Source organism: Streptomyces sp. NPDC048290, assembly GCF_040652095.1.
Lineage (GTDB): Bacteria > Actinomycetota > Actinomycetes > Streptomycetales > Streptomycetaceae > Streptomyces.
Genome location: NZ_JBEZLM010000007.1, coordinates 212149 through 229274, shown reverse-complemented (window position 1 = coordinate 229274; position 17126 = coordinate 212149). Strand labels below are relative to the sequence as shown.

General features: G+C 70.4%; 15 protein-coding genes. 7 read left to right on the top strand and 8 right to left on the bottom strand.

Annotated elements, in window-relative coordinates; all coding sequences use genetic code 11:
* Positions 1-182: 182 nt before the first annotated feature.
* Positions 183-2360, bottom strand: coding sequence for an MMPL family transporter (locus AB0D49_RS14640; protein WP_362756455.1), 2178 nt, complete (start codon positions 2358-2360; stop codon positions 183-185).
* Positions 2361-2595: 235 nt separating this feature from the next.
* On the opposite strand from AB0D49_RS14640, the gene AB0D49_RS14635 reads away from it, so the two are divergent.
* The 5 genes from AB0D49_RS14635 (at position 2596) to AB0D49_RS14615 (ending at position 6850) form a co-directional block, all read left to right on the top strand.
* Complete coding sequence (locus AB0D49_RS14635) at positions 2596-3834, top strand: histidine kinase (protein WP_362756451.1); 1239 nt, start codon at positions 2596-2598, stop codon at positions 3832-3834.
* A gap of 28 nt (positions 3835-3862) precedes the next feature.
* Entirely contained in the window at positions 3863-4543 is a 681-nt protein-coding gene (locus AB0D49_RS14630; protein ID WP_362756448.1) for a response regulator transcription factor, read from the top strand.
* 136 nt (positions 4544-4679) lie between these two features.
* Positions 4680-5339, top strand: a complete 660-nt coding sequence (locus AB0D49_RS14625) for a helix-turn-helix domain-containing protein (RefSeq protein ID WP_362756445.1) — start codon at positions 4680-4682, stop codon at positions 5337-5339.
* Positions 5326-5619: a hypothetical protein gene (locus AB0D49_RS14620; protein ID WP_362756442.1), complete on the top strand. Its 294-nt coding sequence runs from the start codon at positions 5326-5328 to the stop codon at positions 5617-5619. Before AB0D49_RS14625 ends, AB0D49_RS14620 begins: the two co-directional genes overlap by 14 nt.
* 103 nt (positions 5620-5722) lie before the next feature.
* Positions 5723-6850: an NlpC/P60 family protein gene (locus tag AB0D49_RS14615; RefSeq protein WP_362756439.1), complete on the top strand. Its 1128-nt coding sequence runs from the start codon at positions 5723-5725 to the stop codon at positions 6848-6850.
* 227 nt (positions 6851-7077) lie between these two features.
* Here the strand turns inward: AB0D49_RS14615 and AB0D49_RS14610 are convergent, their stop codons facing one another.
* From AB0D49_RS14610 to AB0D49_RS14585, 6 genes are all read right to left on the bottom strand, one after another.
* The gene (locus tag AB0D49_RS14610; protein WP_362756436.1) at positions 7078-8316 is read right to left on the bottom strand and encodes a tyrosine-type recombinase/integrase; all 1239 of its coding nucleotides are present in this window, start codon (positions 8314-8316) and stop codon (positions 7078-7080) included.
* Between the two features lie 719 nt (positions 8317-9035).
* Positions 9036-9281, bottom strand: coding sequence for a helix-turn-helix domain-containing protein (locus AB0D49_RS14605; protein ID WP_362756432.1), 246 nt, complete (start codon positions 9279-9281; stop codon positions 9036-9038).
* A gap of 249 nt (positions 9282-9530) precedes the next feature.
* Positions 9531-11021, bottom strand: a complete 1491-nt coding sequence (locus tag AB0D49_RS14600) for an ATP-binding protein (RefSeq protein ID WP_362756430.1) — start codon at positions 11019-11021, stop codon at positions 9531-9533.
* Between the two features lie 230 nt (positions 11022-11251).
* Complete coding sequence (locus tag AB0D49_RS14595; protein WP_362756427.1) at positions 11252-11797, bottom strand: HNH endonuclease; 546 nt, start codon at positions 11795-11797, stop codon at positions 11252-11254.
* Between the two features lie 2 nt (positions 11798-11799).
* A complete protein-coding gene (locus tag AB0D49_RS14590; RefSeq protein WP_362756424.1) occupies positions 11800-12582 on the bottom strand; it encodes a hypothetical protein in 783 nt (260 codons plus the stop codon).
* Positions 12579-12965, bottom strand: coding sequence for a hypothetical protein (locus tag AB0D49_RS14585; RefSeq protein WP_362756421.1), 387 nt, complete (start codon positions 12963-12965; stop codon positions 12579-12581). The genes AB0D49_RS14590 and AB0D49_RS14585 overlap by 4 nt, the downstream gene beginning before the upstream one ends.
* A gap of 232 nt (positions 12966-13197) precedes the next feature.
* Between AB0D49_RS14585 and AB0D49_RS14580 the strand changes: the two genes are divergently transcribed.
* Positions 13198-13956 (top strand): GntR family transcriptional regulator, encoded by a 759-nt coding sequence (locus tag AB0D49_RS14580; RefSeq protein WP_362756418.1) that lies wholly within the window; start codon positions 13198-13200, stop codon positions 13954-13956.
* Positions 13926-14498 carry an ATP-binding protein gene (locus AB0D49_RS14575; protein ID WP_362756356.1) on the top strand — a complete coding sequence of 191 codons (573 nt, stop codon included), beginning with the start codon at positions 13926-13928 and terminating at the stop codon, positions 14496-14498. Before AB0D49_RS14580 ends, AB0D49_RS14575 begins: the two co-directional genes overlap by 31 nt.
* Positions 14499-15864: 1366 nt before the next feature.
* Here AB0D49_RS14575 and AB0D49_RS14570 read toward each other — a convergent pair.
* Positions 15865-17115 (bottom strand): styrene monooxygenase/indole monooxygenase family protein, encoded by a 1251-nt coding sequence (locus AB0D49_RS14570; RefSeq protein WP_362756353.1) that lies wholly within the window; start codon positions 17113-17115, stop codon positions 15865-15867.
* Positions 17116-17126: the final 11 nt, after the last annotated feature.

The window sequence follows — 17126 nt, the reverse complement described above, 5'->3', positions numbered from 1 at the left end:
CATCGCCCTTGACTCCCACCGCTGGCCCCCCTGCCGCTGCCCCCGCTGCCGGGCTGGGCAGGGCCCTCGCGGCATCTGGTAGCACCGGAGAATGCCCCTTCAGCCCAGCCCCCTCAGGGGCGCGGGGAACTGCGCGACCAGCCACACCCAAGCCGCACCCGCCCCGCGCCCCGAACCACCCCTCACCGACCCCCGACCACCGACAGCTCCCGTTCCTCCCCCACCTCCGCGGACTTCCGCCGACGCCCACCACCACTGGGCCACCACATCCCCCGCCCCAGCAGCACAGCCAACGCCGGCACCAGCACCAGCGAAAGCACCAGCGCCGACAGCAGAATCCCCAGCGCCGTCGCGAACCCGACCTCCGCCGTCGCCGGATTCGCCGCCAGACTCGCGAACGACCCGGCCAGCACCACACCCGCCGTAGTGATCGCCGGCGCCGTGTGCCGCACGGCCAAGGACACCGCCTCCCGGACGGAGGACCCCCTCATCTCCTCCCGTATCCGGTCACTGATCAGGATGTTGTAGTCCGTACCGAGCGCGACCACGAACAGGAACAGCACCAGCGGGAGCGTGAAGGTGACCCCCGCCCGGTCAAGTCCGTGCTGGAACACCAGCGTCGCCGCCCCCAGCGTCGCCGTGAAGCCAAGACCGACCGAGACCAGCAGCACCAGCGGCGCCACCAGGGAGCGCAGCAGCAGGAACAGGATCACCGCGATGAGCGCCGCCGCGATCGGGAAGACCAGCCGCAGATCCTTGTCGACGGCCTCGGAGATGTCCGCGTACACCGCCGCCGTACCGGTGATGTGCGCCTCCGCCCCGTCCGGCCGGTGCTCGGCGAGAGCGTCCCGCACGGGCCCCGACACCAGGTCCCGCGCCTCGGCCGACGACGAGTCCGCCGTCAGCACGACCCCGATCCTGGCCGCCTTGCCGTCCTCGGCGTACTGGACCGGTGTGACCTGTCCGACGCCCTCGGTCCCGGCGAGCGCCTTCGACAGCGAGGTCACCGCGCCCCGGTCCAGCGGGCCGTCCGCGTGCACGTACACCGTGTGCGGGTCCGTCGCCCCGGCGGGCATGACCTTGGAGATCTCCTCGGAGACCCGGACCGCGTCGGTGCGGTCCTGCTCCGGCATGTCGTAGCTCATCCGCACTCCGGCCGCGCCCGCCGACAGCACACCCAGCAGCGCCAGGCTCGCCAGCACGCACCGCACCGGCCGGTGCGCCACCGCGTCGCCGAGGCGCGCCGCCAGTCCGCCCCGCCGTTCGGTGCGCCATGCCTTCGACGGCCAGAACATGCCCTGCCCGGCGACCGCCAGCAGCGCCGGCATCAGGGTGAGGCTGGCCACCAGCATCACCAGCACGGACACCGCGATGGACGGGCCGAGCACCCGGAACTGCCCGAAGCTGGCCACGCCCAGCGTGGCGAACGCGGCGACGATGGTGAGCCCGGCGGAGGCGATGGCCCCGCCCACCTTCGCGGCGGTCGCGGCGGCGGCCTCCCGGGCGGGCTGCCCGGGGTTCGAGCGCAACTGCTCCCGGAAGCGGAACAGGAGGAACAGGAAGTAGTCGATGCCGATGCCCAGCAGCACCACGGTGATCAGCGACGGCACCGAGGCGTCCAGCGGTATGTCGAACAGGACCGCCGTCCCGGCCACCGCGCCCATCGCGACCCCGCCGATCAGCGAGCAGGCGATCAGCGGCAGGATCGCCGCGAGGACACTGCGGAAGACCAGCACGTTCAGGAGCACGATCAGCCCGAAGGTGAGCCCGGCGATCAGCATCTCGCGATGCTCACCGGCGTCCTTGGTGTCCACGGTGGACGCGATCCCGCCGGTGAACCCGGCCCGCAGGCCCGCCGCCGAGAACTCGTCCTCGGCGCTGTCCCGCACCTCCCGGTACACGTCCTGGAGCCCGGGGTCGTTCATGTTGCCGTTCAGGGAGAGCGACAGCAGCTGGAACGTGCCGTCGGGGGCGGTCGGGCCCACGGCGAGGGAGGGCCGCTGGGAGTGGTCCTCCATCAGCGGCATCTCCGGCGCCTTGGCCTTGATCCGCTGCTCGGCGAGACCGGCGGTGATCGTGGCGATCCGCTCCCGGTCGGCGCCGGTCAGCTTCCCGCCGTCGGAGCGGGCGACGAGCACCGTGGCCGCGTTGGCGTCCGGCTGCTCGCCGAACGCGTCCTCCGCGATCTTCAGGGCGGCGGCGGAGTCGTAGCCCTGGGGGAGGAAGTCCCCCGGCTGGGAGTCGGTGGCCCGGTACATCAGCGATTGGCCGACGACGGTCAGGGCGATGCCGAGCACCGCCCAGACGGCGATCGTCAGCCAGCGCCTGCGCGTGGCGAACGAGGTCAGAGCGCGGATCATGTCTGCTGGAGCCTCTTCCGGAGACGGGGATCTGGTACGGCTCCAGCCCATCAAGCCGACCCCCGGTCGGACATCGTGCACACGGCGGAACGGCTCCCCGGACCCCGGTCATGCCCCGCGCCGCATCCAGGACCGGGGTACTGGACGGCGATCCTGCGAGGTGAGGAGGGCGGGCCGCCGCGCGCGTGGTCCCATGGAGAGGCTCGCCCGACGACCGTACGGAGGACACCAGGGGATGCAGCGCGCTACGGACACCGCCACCGATCCGGCCGGACCGGACCACCCGGACGGAGGGCGGCTGCGCCGCGCCGTCCGCTGGTACACGGTCCACGCCGGACAGCGCGGCCTGGTCTCCCCCGCCCTGTCCTGGCTGCGCAACGACGTCCTGATCCTGGTCGCCACCGCCCTGGATATGCTCGACTACCTCGCCTCCGGGTACGACCGGGGCGAGGTGACCTGGGCCGGGACCGTCGTCGTCGCGCTCGCCCCGCAACTGCTCCTCGCCCGGCGTGAGCATCCGGTGGGGACACTGGTGGCGCTGGTCGTCGTCCAGTCCGCCGCCGGACTGGTGGTGCCGCTGACCCACGGGGTGAGCGTCGCCGTGCTGATCGCCCTGTACGCGGTGGCCCGTACCTCGGACCGGCGGACGCTGGCGTGGTGCCTCGGGCTGACCATCGCCTCCAGTGTGGTGCGCTCGGTGGCCGGGAACGCCCCGCTGGAGGCGATCGTGGGCGACGCGCTCGGCCTCGGTCTGGTCGTGCCCGTGGCCCTGTGGGTCCGCAAGTGGCGGCGCCAGACCGAGCTGACCCGGCATCTGCTCGCCGAGCGCGCGGTCGCCGACGAGCGCCGCCGGATCGCCCGTGAGCTGCACGATGTGGTGGCCCACCACATCACCACGATGTATCTGATGTCTGGCGGCGCCAGGACCGTGCTGGACCACGACCGTGACGCCGCCCGTGAGGCCCTGGTGACCCTGGAGGCGTCGGCGCGGGAGGCGCTCGGTGAGATGCGCTCCCTGCTGGGCGTACTGCGCGGCGACGACGCCCCCGAGGCGCCCAGCGAGCCCCAGCCGGGCATCGCGGACATCGAACGGCTGGTGGAGGGCGTGACGACGGCCGGGCTGCCCACCAAGCTCCGGATCACCGGCGGCCCGCCCCCCGCGCCGGTCCCGGCGACCGTCGGGCTGACCGTCTACCGGATCGTGCAGGAGGCGCTGACCAACTCCCGCAAGCACGCGCACGGCACCCACGCCGATGTCCTGCTCGACTACGGCCCCGGCCGGATCACCGTCTCCGTGACCGACGACGGCCGCCCGCAGCCCCACCCCCACCGCCCGTCCTCGCCGATGGGCGGCGGGTATGGTCTGCTGGGCATGAGGGAACGCGTCGCGGTCCACGGGGGCCGCCTGGACGCGGGCCCGCGCGACGAGGGCGGGTTCCGGGTGACGGCGACCCTGCCGCTGCCGCCCCTGTGACACCGACCAGCCCGAGGAACCCCACCGCGTGACGACCCCGCTGACCCCACCGGCCCCCCTGACCGTCCTCATCGCCGACGACCAGCCCCTCGTCCGCACCGGACTCTCCCTGATCCTGCGGGCCGCCCCCGACATCGAGGTGGTCGGCGAGGCGGGCGACGGCGAGCAGGCGGTTCAGGCCGCGCACCGGCTGCGCCCGGACGTCGTCCTGATGGACATCCGGATGCCGGTCCTGGACGGCGTCAGCGCCACCGAACGCCTGGTCGCCGAGCTGCCCGGCATCCGCGTCCTAGCGCTCAGCACCTTCGACATGGACGAGTACGTGATCCGCGCCCTGCGCGCGGGCGCGTCCGGCTTCCTGCCCAAGGACGTCTCCCCCGAGGAACTCGCCACGGCCCTGCGCACGGTCCGCTCCGGCGAGGCCGTGGTCGCCCCCCGGCTGCTGACCCGCCTCATCGCCACGTTCGTCAGCGCCCCCCAGCCCACCACCGACCTCGGCGGCCTCACCGACCGCGAGACGGAGATCCTCCGCCTGATCGCCTCCGGCCTGGACAACACGGAGATCGCGAACGCCCTCGGCATCGGCGTCCAGACCGTGAAGAACCACGTCACCAGCGTCTTCGCCAAACTGGGCGTACGCGACCGGGCACAGGCGGTGATAGCGGCCTACGAGTCGGGCCTGGTCCGAGCCCGCAACGGCTCGACGTGACGGGAGGGGCACGCGGGGGGATCGGCGAGCCCTGATCATCGGCGGCGACGGACCGACGGGGTCAGGCCGCCGACGTCGTACGGACCGCGTCAGACCCCCGCCGTCCCGTCGACCATGGCGGATTACCCTCGATCCCATGTCTCCCGCCGCCCCCGCCTACCGACGCCTCAGCGTCGAGGAGCGCCGCGCCCAGCTGCTGACGGCCGCCCTCGACCTGTTCGCCGTCCGCGCCCCCGAGGACGTCTCCCTGGACGAGGTCGCCGAGGCGGCCGGGGTCTCCCGCCCCCTGGTCTACCGCTACTTCCCCGGCGGCAAGCAGCAGCTGTACGAGGCCGCCCTGCGCTCCGCCGCCGAGGAGCTGAAACTCTGCTTCGACGAGCCCCGCGAGGGCCCGCTGCTGGCGCGGCTGACCCGAGCCCTGGACCGCTACCTCGCCTTCGTGGACGGCCACGACACCGGCTTCAGCGCCCTGCTCCAGGGCGGCAGCGTGGTGGAGACCTCCCGTACGACGGCCATCGTGGACGGGGTGCGCCGGGCCGCCGCCGGGCACATCCTGCGCCATCTCGGGGTCGCCGACCCCGGCCCGCGGCTGCGGATGACGGTCCGGATGTGGATCACGGCGGTGGAGGCGGCCTCCCTGATCTGGCTGGACGAGGAGAAGCAGCCGCCGGTGACCGAGCTGCGCGACTGGCTGGTGGAGCAGTTCGTGGCGATGCTCACGGTGACCGCCGGACGCGACCCGCAGACGGCGGGGCTGGCCGACGCCCTCGCCGCCGCCCCGGATGACCGAGACTGACCCGGTGAGAAGCGAAGACACCCCCTTCGAGGGCGGCCCGCTGGACGGCCGGGTGCTGCCGGTGCTGCTCGGGATGACCGGCCACCCCCCGAAGACGTACCGCGTCCCGGTGCCCGACCCGGCGGGCGGCGAGCCGACCGTCCTGTGCTATCTGCGGGTGCCGCGCTCCCCCGGCGGCAAGGTCGGTATGCGCGACCGCTGGAAGTACGTGTACGCCCCGGAAGGCAAGCCGACAGGCCGGGTGCGCTGGCCATGGACGAAACCCGGCACTCCCGGGTGACCCCCTTACGCCATCCCGCCGACGCCCGGCGCGCGCCCCGCGCCGCCCGGCCCCATCCTCGCGGTGCGGGGCGGAGACACCTCCCCGCGGCGGAGGTGATGACATGTCAGGAAGGCTTCTGCGACTGGCCTGTACGGCGGTCTGCGCACTCTCCTCGCTGGCCTTCACGGTCCCGCCGGAACCCGCCGCCCCCGCCGACGGGGACGACCGGACGGTCATCGCGCTGCTGACGGACCTTCAGCGGCTGTACCGGGAGGCGGAGCAGGCGAGCGAGACGTACAACGCCACCGAGGAGCAGCTGAAGAGGCAGCGCGCCGAGGTGCGCCGTCTGGACACCGAACTGGCCCGCGCCCGCACCTCGCTGCACGACAGCCGGGCGGCGGCCGGTCGGCTGGCCCGCCAGCAGTACCAGTCGACGTCGGACCTCTCCCCGTACCTGCGGCTGCTGCTGGCCAGCGATGCACGCCGGGCGCTGGACCAGGGCCATGTGATCGGCCAGGTGGCCCGCGAACGCGCCGCCACCGTGGACCGGCTCACCGGCGGCGAACGCAAGGCGGGATCGCTGGCCCGCGAGGCCCGCAAGGCGCTCGACACACAGCTCGCCCTCGCCCGTAAGCAGCGCGAGCAGCGCGACAAGGTCACCGGCCGCCTGGACGAGGTGGAACGCCTCCTCGCCTCCCTCACCGCCGAGCAGCTCACCGAACTGTCGGCCCGTGAGGAGCGGGAGACCGAGAAGTCCCAGAAGACGTTCATGGCGTCGGGCGCCCTGAGCAGCACCGCGAAGAACCCCACCGCCCAGGGCGAACGCGCCCTGCGCTACGCCGTGGAACAGCTCGGCAAGCCGTACGAGTGGGGCGCCGAGGGCCCCGACACCTACGACTGCTCGGGCCTGACGTCCCAGGCATGGGCGGACGCCGGAACCCCGATCCCCCGCACCAGCCAGGAGCAGTGGGCGCGACTGGACCACGTACCCCTGGACCGCCTACGCCCCGGCGACCTGGTGATCTACTTCCCCGAGGCAACCCACGTGGCCCTCTACCTGGGCAACGGCAAGGTGATCCAGGCCCCCCGCCCCGACACAAAAATCAAAATCTCCCCCATCGCAGCGAACCCCATCCTGGGAGCAGTCCGCCCGGACCCGGGTTCCACCCCGATGCCGACGTACACCCCACTAACCCTCCCGGAGAACGCCGAGCAAGGCTCAAACGAAGGGTTCAACGGGATCTTCTAGGGGCGCTGGGGGTACCCCCTCTGGGGGAGGAACTGCGCGAAAAGCGACCACGGACCCGCACCAGCCCACGCACCCCCACCCCCACGGCGATTACCCGGCAAGAGAAGCGAGGTACGCCTGCGTCTTCTCCGGCTCAGAGAAGCAAGCGAACGGCCCGCTAGGGCTCTCACCAGCGTGTTCGTTCCAACTGGCCGTGCCGTAGCGGGCCGTGGGCCGTGTCCGGGCCGTCAGACAGTGCGGCGAGCCGTGTCATAGACGGACGTGATCGCTGCCCGGGTGCGCTCCTGACTGCTCGGCATCAGGTGGGCATAGATCCGGAGCGTCAGCGCCGCGTTGCTGTGCCCAAGGTACTCACTGACGGCCTTGATGTTCTCTCCGCTGTCCAGCAGCGCGGACGCGTAGAAGTGCCTCAAGGCGTGCATGCCGTGCTCGCGCGCCGCCGCGTGGCCATCCTCCTTTGTCTTCGGCTCAGGGATCACCCCGGCCACGACGAGGGCGGGCTTCCACGCTTCCTCGTTCAAGGACGTGCGCCACACGTGGTTGCCGCCCGGCGCCATGAAGATGAGCCGCTTGGTCACCTTCGGTCCGTCAGGTGTCCCCCAGGGCAGCGTGATCTCAACTGGAGGGAAGCGCTTCATGTGGGCCCTGAGCGCGTCGGCCACAGGGCCAGGGAGGGGAACGCTCCGGGTCTTGCGCCCCTTGGGCAGGGCGAACACGGGCTTACTCCGGCTGAGCTTGAGTTGTTGAACGACCTGGATCGTGTCGGTCTCGAAGTCGAGGGCGTCCAGGGCGATCCCTAGAATCTCCCCTTGCCGCATACCGCAACCGGCGCCCAGGTCGACCATCGGTCGATATCGCTCCGGCATTGCTCCCTGCACCGCGAACACCCGCTCAGCCGACCACGGCACCACACGCTTGGGAGTGAGCGTGGGCGGCTTCACCGACCGCGCAGAGACCGGGTTGCGGCTCAGGTAGCCGTCATCGACAGCAGCGCTGAGAGCGCCCCGTACGTTCGCGTAGATGATCCGGCCGTACGAGCCGGGAACAGTGGCTTCAAGCTGTGCCACCCATTCCCGGATGTGCTCCGGCTTGAACGACCCAAGAGGGCGAGAGCCGATGTGCGGGAAGGCGTGCAAGCGGAGTTGAGACTTCATGGACTCGATCGTGTTCGGGTCCGCCCCGAGGGTGGTCAACCACTTCTCGGTGTACTGCTGAAAGGTGAGCTTGGCCGCGCGAGGGTCGATGTACTGACCACTCGACATGTCCGTCTCGATGGCGCTGAGCCACTTCTCGGCGAGTCGCTTCTGTCGGTCGGGGAAGCTCTTGGACTTCTCGGTGCCGTCCGGGCCGACGTAGCGGGCCCGGTAGCGCATTCCGGTGCCGTACCGGCTGGAGCGGACCCTGACGGGCTTGCCGGTGGTGTCGTTCTCGGTCTTGTACCAGCGGTCTTGGATGTGGCCAGCCATGGGGGCTGTGTCCCTTCTGGGTAGCAGGGCGGTGCGGGGCCTGTTGGCCGCTGTCCGGCCTGTTTCGGGGTGTGCTGGGCCGGGCCCGCTACTCGCTACGGGCCTGATCGGCGGGGGTTTGGGTTGCTAGCGGGGTTGCTACCGGTAGCGGGTGCGGGTGCTACCGGTAGCGGGCCCGGCGGGTGTTGGGGAGGGAGGCGGGCCAGGGGGCCGATGTGGCGCTCAGGGGCCGGTTTTCGGGGGCGTGCGGTGGCGCCTCCCCTGCCTCCCCTGCCTCCCCAAACGGGTCTTTGCGCTGGTCAGTGCAGGGGAGTCGCTGCGGGGAGGCCGGTGGGGAGTTCTCCCCACCTCCCCACTCCGGCGGGCGGTGCCTCCCCCTGCTGCGGGCCGGTTTCTGGGGCGCCGGCGGGGCGGGTTGCTGGTCGCTTCGCCGCTGATGGTGGGCGGGTTGGGTCGCTGGCGGGGTTGCTTGCGCGAGCGGTGGTGGTCGCTTGCGCACGCGAGCCGTGGCGGTCGGGCAGGGAGGCGGAGACAGGGGGTGCCGGGTGGCTTCCTGAGGGGGTTTCGGGGGCTGTGGGGGTGTGCCTCCCTGTCTCCCTGTGGGGGTGTTTGTGCTGGTCAGGTGGAGGGAGGCGGGTCAGGGAGGCTGTCAGGGAGTCCTCCCTGCCTCCCTGACCCCGCGGGGCGTTCCTCCCTGTCCCGGGGGCCGTTCCAGCGCGTCAGGCGGCGTCCGCCGCGTTGTGCGCGGTCTGCTCGGCCTCCCACGCGTGGACGGCGGTGGGGTTGTAGCGGAGGTAGCGGCCTACGCGGAAGCCGGGGGGTCCGATGCGCTTGCGGCGCCACTGGTAGAGGGTCTCGACGCTGGGGAGGCTGAACATGGTCACCAGGTCTTCGGGGGTGAGGTAGCGGTCCGGGAGACCGGCGCGCAGGATCGCGCGGGGGTCGGTGGGCTGGTCGGTGGCCATCGTTGGTGACTCCTCGTGTCCGGGCCGGGGGCGGGCGGGAGTGGTGCCGGGCGGGGTCCTAGAGAGTTGGTGTATTCCAGCGTCCGCAGCGTCCCAGCGTCCGCCCGCTTCAGTTCGTGCAGGTCAGTGGAGGTGAGGGGTGCGGACGCTGGTGCGGACGCTGGGAGCGCGGGACGGGTGTAGCGTCCGCAGGGTCGACGTGTCCGGGCCGCTGGTGTGCGGCCCGGCCCGGAACGGGTTCCGGTGACGTCAGTACAGGTCGGGCGGGGGTTCGTCGGGCGTGTTCGGGTTCTGGCCGGGCCAGAGGGATGCCTGTTCGGGTGCGGACGCTGTGTCCTGGTCGGGGTCGGTGCGGGCCAGGGTGAGGAGCTTGTGCCGGGTCCGGTCGCGGCTACGCTGCGTGTCGTCCACGCTGATCCCGATGGACCGCAGGAGCGGTGCGAGCCGTTTGACCCGTCCGCCCGCGCGGGTGGCGTCCTTGGGCCAGTTCGGCGGGCGCACGGGCGGTGCGGGCAGGGCTTCGAGGAGCTGCCCGGCGGTGCCCTGCCAGGTACCGGCCTGGTCGACCAGCCGGGCGATGGCCAGCGCGAACGGGTCGCCCTCCATCGCGTCCGTGGCGACGTTCGCCGACGTGCTGAGGTAGTCGCCCAGGGTGTTCCAGCCCTGTGTCTGGTCGACCGCGGCCAGCACCCGGGCGAAGTCGGCCATGCGGGGCATGGACTCCAGCCGTACGGACGGAAGGACCGCCAGCACGCACGCCAGCACATCGAACAGCGCCCCGAGCACCGCCGGGCGCACCACGTCGAACGTGGCGTCTAGTTCCTCCTCCGAGCGGCGCCGCCCTGCGTCGATGAGCTGGAGATCGAGCATGAGGACGCGTTCCGCGAGGTCACCGGCGAGAGCTCCCGCGTCGATGGTGGTCATGGCCAGCACCCGCCGGAAGGTGAGCACGACCACGTCGTCATCGCTGTACAGGGCGCGGTCGACCACGCCGTCACCGGTCACCGCCTTGCACAGGGTGTCGGACAGCCATGGCGGGATGGTGCTGATGTTGTCGAGGCACAGGGCCCATGAGCTGAACGCCTGCCGTGACCATGCTTTCTCGTCCCTGGGCTGGCTCCGTTTCGCGGCCGGGGACGGGTCGACCAGGTTGATGAACATCTGCGCGGCCTTGGACTTCCCGGTGCCCTGCTCTCCCTTGCACACCAGGGCCGGGTGCGGGATGTCCGGAATCCACGCGGCCACCAGCCACGCCACCAACTGACGGAAGGACGCCGTGTCCATGTTCACCAGCGCGTGGAGCTTGGCCAGCCCGTCACCGTCCAGGACCGGCGTGGGCATCGGCGCCATCGCCCCGGACCGGCGGAACAGCACCGGGGCCCGCTCCACCACCGACCAGCCCGTTGCCGACACCACCACCGCACGCCCGTCCGCACTGCCCAGGTCGACCGCCACCGCACCGTCCGGAGCGCGCCCGACACGCAGGTGCACGGGTACCGGGTCGCCGTCGTCCGCGATCCCTTCCAGCACGGTCATGGTGTCCGCCAGCGCGGACTGGGAGGCCACCTCCCCGGGATAGGCGTCGGCGAACAGCCGGGCGAGACGCTGGCGCAGCCCGCCCTTGTTCCGCAGCGGCAGCGCGATGTTCGGGCCGTCCAGGGCGACCGCGTAGGGCCGCCCGTCCGGCGACATGACGAACCGGTACCGCTCCCGCGCCATGGCCACCAGCCGCGCGGCCACGGGCGGCGGCTTCCCCCCGTCCCCGCCACCCGCCGACCTACGACCGGCGGACGGCGACGTACGGGGCGGGTCGACCGCCCGACTCCCCGCACGCTCACCGGTGTCCACCGAGTCGGGCGACCCGTTCAGCGTCGGGTGCGCCGTGTCCACGGGGCGGGTCGACCTGTTCAGTGGGGCGGTCGGAAGGTCGACGGGTCGGGTCGACCCGTTCAGGTGTCCGTTCATGGCGTTCACGCGAACACCGCCTCTCCGGTCGGTCCCGTGCACCTGCGGACGGGTCGGGGGGCACGTAGGCAGTCGGGTCGGATCGACGTGCGGCGCATGGCCGTGCGGCAGACCGGTCGGGTCGACCGCACCGGGCCGTGACGCCGGGTGTGACGCGACACGTCACGCAGGTCAGGGGTCGACCGTGCGCCGATCGGGTCGGGCATCCAGACCCTCTGGAAGGTCGGCTGGTGGGAGTGAGCGAGTCGGGCCAGCAGGGGCCAGACGGACGGGTCGACGGTCGGCTGAGTCGGGTCGGCCCACCGCAGCAGGAGCAGCGCGAGGGAGAGGGGGAACCGGTCGGCCTTGGCCTGGTTGCAGTCGACGCACGCCAGCGTCAGGGAGGTGACCGACCAGGACCGCCACAGCGACTGAGGGGCGATGTGGTCCAGGGTGGCCTCGCTAAGGTCGGTGAACGGGTGGCGGCAGTACGTGCAGCGCTGCCCGTGGCGGCGGGCGAGCTGTTCCCTGCGCAGGCGCCGCTTGGCTGAGTTGATCGGGCGGAGGCTCACGGCTACCACTCCGTCCGGGCGGACCGCAGCCACAGGCCGTCCGGCGCCGGGGGCGGGGTCAGACCGACCAGGTAGCCGCCGCTGTCCGGACGCACGATCAGCGGGGCGGGCTGGCTGCGGTCCCAGCGCACCAGGTCGAACGCGAACCGGCGGCGGTGGTAGTCGGGCAGCGCCTGCTTGTACAGCCACTCCCGTTCCCGGTCCTGGTCGGCGGTCCGGCCGAACTCCTGGGCCATGAACGCCCCGAGACGGATCAAGGTCTCGGTCGGCACGGCCGTCACACCCTCGTGGACGGCGCGGGCCACCAGCAGCTTGCGGCGCGGGAGCTCCCGGAACTCGGCCATGCGGCAGCGGTCCAGACCGGACAGGTAGAGGGCCACGCCTACTTCCCCGGCCGTCATCGGGCGGGAGCGGGCCCCCTCGTACCAGAACGACAGGGCGAGCCGGTAGGCGAACCTGCGGCAGTCGGCCACCTCCGGGAACTCCCCGGCGGGCAGATCCCCGAACAGGGGCGTGATGCCCGCGATCCCGGCCGGGCCCAGCGTGCGCACGGCGCCGTTCAGCGCGTCATACAGGGTGTCGGTGTCGGGAACCGGCACGGCCAGTTCGTCCACAGCCGTCTCGAACAGCGCTGCGGCAGCTTCCGTGACCGTCAGCTCCAACCCCATGATCGGGATGGTGGGGAAGTCCTCCCCGGCGGGGCGCCGGTCCATCTCCGCGAGGGAGAAGACCGGCGCCGCACCCGGAGCGACCTGCGCGTACAGCGCGTCAGTCGTGTTCGTCATGCTGCGGTCACCCCGAACACACGGGTGACCGCACCGGCGAGCATCTGCACGAACAGCGCCGACCTGCACCGTCCGGCCCGCGCGTTGCGGTACTCGACCATGGCGCGCTCACCGTTGATCTCCAGCGTGCGCACGTTCGTGTCGATCACCGCGAACTGAAGGGAATCGGCAATCGCCTCGTCGTCCTCCAGCTCCTCGAACAACAGGCTCAGACCCGGCGTATAGAGCAGCAGACCAAGGATCTCCGCGAACGACAGGCACATACGCACCTGCACCTCGGCCCGCACCGGCTCACCCGGCTCCGGACCACCGAAGATCTCCACCCCCTCACGCAGGCCAACGGCCGACACGGACGGGGAGGGCGCAACGAGAATTCCAGGCATGATGGATGTACCCCTTCGAGGGTCAGGGAGCGGCTGACTGCTTGGCGGTAGGTGGCCGCTCCTTGCTTTCCTGGCGTTGACCAGGCTCTTTACGGATCAGTGCACGCCCACAGCAGTGGCTTCCGTTCGGCCGAACTGACCGGCGGGCACATCCCTAAGGTTCCCTAGGGCACCCTAGGGTGTCAAGCGGTACGCTAGGGAACGCATCAACTGAGACGAGGGAGCTGACGAAATGTCGGAACAGGCCGACAACCGCGCGCCGTACGCGCAGATCGCCGCCCACTACGAGGAAATGATCACGTCCGGCGCGCTGGAACCGGGCGCACTGTTGCCGAGCATCAAGAGCCTCGCGCAGGAGTGGAAGGTCAGTACTGCAACCGCGGAGAAGGCGTTGCGCAAGCTCCGTAGCGAGGGTCTTGTCAGGGGGATTCACGGGATCGGGACAGAGGTACTGGACCGTCCGTCCCCCATGTCGTCAGGGTCTCAGCGGCAGGATCGCGGTCGACGCAGCGGGTCGAGTTGGGGGGCGGGTGAGCGTTCCGACTCCCACCAGGCCAGCATGGTGCCGGCGCCTAGTGATGTGGCTCGCGTGCTGGATATCCCGCCGGGATCGGACGTAATCAGGCGGAGGCGTGTCTATCGCGACCGGCATGGGATCGTTGCCCATTCCACGTCATGGATTCCGGCTCAATACGGCAAATTGATTCCCGAGTTGGTGCATAGTGAGCGTTTGACCGGCGGTACTTCTCTACAGCTAATCACTCGTGCTACAGGTCGACCCATTATTCATCGCGTTGATACGGCTTCAGCACGCCTGTTGACTCCTAAAGATGCCGAACTGTTGGAATTGAACCCTGAGGAATGCCCGACTGAGCCGGTAGTCGTGATGACAGCGAAATTTGTGGACAGTGACAGCAATGTCGTGGAATACGGCGTTGACCTTGGTGGCCCTGGTCGCACATGGCGCACCGAATCGGAAGTCTCCCAGTGACTTCTCCTCGCAGCGAATCCGCACCTTCCTGTGTACTTCTGGCAGGGCTTCCAGGGTCAGGCAAGACGACACTCTCTCGTGCGCTTGCGGCGCGCGGATTCGTCAGACTGTGCCCTGACGAAGAGATGTTCCGTCGGCATGGCGTGTACGGTATTGACTTTCCTCGCGGGATCTTCCCGAAGCTCGAAATCCCCGTACTCGAAGAGACCTCAAAAGAATTGCGAGGAAATCTAGAGGAGGGTTGCAGTGTGGTGGTCGATCACGGTTTCTGGACACCAGCCGACCGTACCAAGTGGCGCTCAATCGCGATCGATTCGGGAGCAAATGCGCTGCTTGTATATCTAGAGGTCGACCATGATGAACTTTGGACCCGCGTAAGCAAGAGAAACGCACAGCATGAGGCCGACCCGAACTCCATCTATTTCGCTGAAAGTGATCTGGTCCGCTATCGAAACCGATTCGTTCCCCCAGGGGTAGACGAGCCGCATCTCGTCTACGACGGCGACCCCGATTCGGTGCTCAGAGCTTTGAAACAGGGATAGAAGGGGCGGCCAAGGCCGCGCAGCCCTTGGCGGCTCGCTGCGCTCGCACGACGTAGCGGTGGGAGCTCCCGCCGGTCGCGCGCTTTCGGCCGGTCGTGGCACCGGATGAAGAGGCCACCCCCGCCCCGCGTGGGGGTGGCCTCTTCTCTGTTCGGGAGCGGCCAGCGTCCGCAGCGTCCGCACGTCTCCCCCTACTAAGAGCAGTCCTGACCTGCGGAAACAGATGACTGGTTACAGAGTGTGTCTGGACGCTGCGGACGCTAGCGGACGCTAAACAAACTGTTTAGCGTCCGCAGTATCGGCGCAGGTCAGACGGGGTGCGCGATGCCCGGCGGACGCTGCGGACGCTGTTTTCTTCTTTTCTCTGTAAGAGAGAAAAGAAGGGCTCTCTGGTAGGGAGGGGGATCGCCCGGTTCCTGACCGAAATGCCGACCTTCCCTCAGGCTGGCTTTACCGGGGGGGGCGTCCCGCCGTTGGCATCGGCCTGTCTCACTGGGGGACCACGGCGTTTCAGGGGGGGCGTGGGCGATGCACGGCCGTCTGCCCCCCCCTGAAACGCCGTAGTGGCAGCCCAGGCGCGGGGAGGCCGATGGTGGGCGCGGCACACGGCCCCCTGCCGCCTGTACTGCTGCCAGCCGCCTTCCAAGGGGAGGCGTCCGGGTGGTGCTCTCCCTGCCCCCTTGGAAGGCATCCCGGGGCGCCCTGCACGGACAAGAAGAGCACGCGGCGCCGGGGTGCTCCTCTTGTCCGTGCCCTGTGGCCACGGTTCGCCCGCCTGCCCGGACCCCCTCTACCCCCCTTACCTTGCAGGCCAGGGGGCGCTACCACCCCCTCTACCCAGGTAAGGACCCCGCTTTACCCCGGGGCGCCCGGAGGGAGCCGCACACAGGCGTCCCCGGGGCCCGCCCAGGGGAGCCCCGGTAAAGGCGCCCCCCTCTACCCGCACTGGGCAGACAAGCCCCGGGAGCGCCACCGGGAGGCTTCAGCCGCAGACCGGCCGGGAGCTCCAGCGAGGGAAGGCGCCCGACAGTCGTCCGCCCGAAGGGCGGTCCTTCTCGCTCTTCCCCCCAACGACGGCGCGCGGCCCGGAACGGCCGGTCCGCCCCGCTAGCGAGGCGTGGCACCGCTGGAACACCCGCTCGGGGCTGATTCCAGGAACCCGCCAGACAGGGCCGCTATCCGCTAACGCGCTGGTCACCAGCCATTCCAGCCGCTAGCGGGGTCGCTAACGCTAGCGGCACGCCCCGCTAGCGTTAGCAGCCGATCGGGCGCCGTGGCCGGGCCGTCTGTGGGCCGTCCGAGGGTGACCAACGTCGACAGATGACGACAGGTGATGACGGCTCGACCGCAGCTCAGGCGGTAGCGATCAGCCAGCCAGGGAGGCCAGATACGCCTGAGTCTTCTCCGGCTCATAGAAGAAGTTCTCAAAATCCGCAGGGTCGTCAAACCCATTGGCGAACCGATCAGCAACCGCCGATATCTCCCCCGCCGCCCCGATCAACCCAAGAACATGCTCAGGCGGCGGAGCCAACATCGCATTCGTCCACTTGGTGACATGCTGAGCAGTCCCCCAGTACCGCTCGAACGCCCCCCGCATCCACGCCTCGTCGAACTCCCCCTCCCCCCGCTCCAGAATCGACGCGAGATACGACGCCGCGCACTTCGCCGCGGAGTTGGACCCCTGCCCGGTGATCGGATCGTTCGCGACGACCACGTCGGCGACCCCCAGCACCAGCCCCCCGCCCGGCAGCGTCCCCACCGGATTGCGGACCGTCGGCGCGTACCGCCCGGCGAGCGTCCCGCCCGCGTCCGTGAGCTCGACCTTGGTGGCGCGCGCGTACTCCCAGGGCGTGAACTTCTCCATCAGCTCCAGGGTGAGGGAGAGATGCTCGGCCGGGTCCTTGATGCCCTGGAAGGCGTCGAGGGGGCCGCCGGGTATGCCCTCCCAGAACAGGATGTCGGCCCGCCCGCTGGTGGTGAACGTCGGCATCACGAACAGCTCACCGACGCCGGGCACCAGATTGCAGCGGACCGCGTCGAAGTCGGGGTGCTCGGGGCGCGGCCCCAGCCCATGGACATAGGCGACGGCCAGCGCGCGCTGCGGCTCGCGGTACGGGGAGCGGTCGGCGTCCCGGCCGAACATCTGGACCAGCTCGCCCTTCCCGGCGGAGACCAGCACCAGGTCGTACGTACGGGAGAAGTAGTCCAGGTCGCCGACGGCCGCGCCGTGGATGACGAGCTGGCCGCCGCGCTGGGCGAAGGTCTCCATCCAGCCGGCCATCTTGACCCGCTGGTCGACGGACTGGGCGTGGCCGTCGAGTCTGCCGACCCAGTCGATGATCCGCTGGGTGGGGCCGGGGTCGTGCGAGCCGGGGGCGGCGACGGAGACACCGAGGCCCTCGATACGGGGGGCCTGGGACTCCCAGAAGTTCAGCTGGAGGTCGCGCTCGTGCTGGAGCGCGGTGTGGAACATGCACTGCGTCGACATGACCCGCCCGGCGCGGATCTCGTCGGCGGTCCGGTTGGACATCAACGTGACCTCGTACCCGTGCGACTGGAGGCCGAGGGCGAGCTGGAGGCCGGACTGTCCGGCTCCGACGACGAGTATCTTCCGCATGAGGCTGCTGG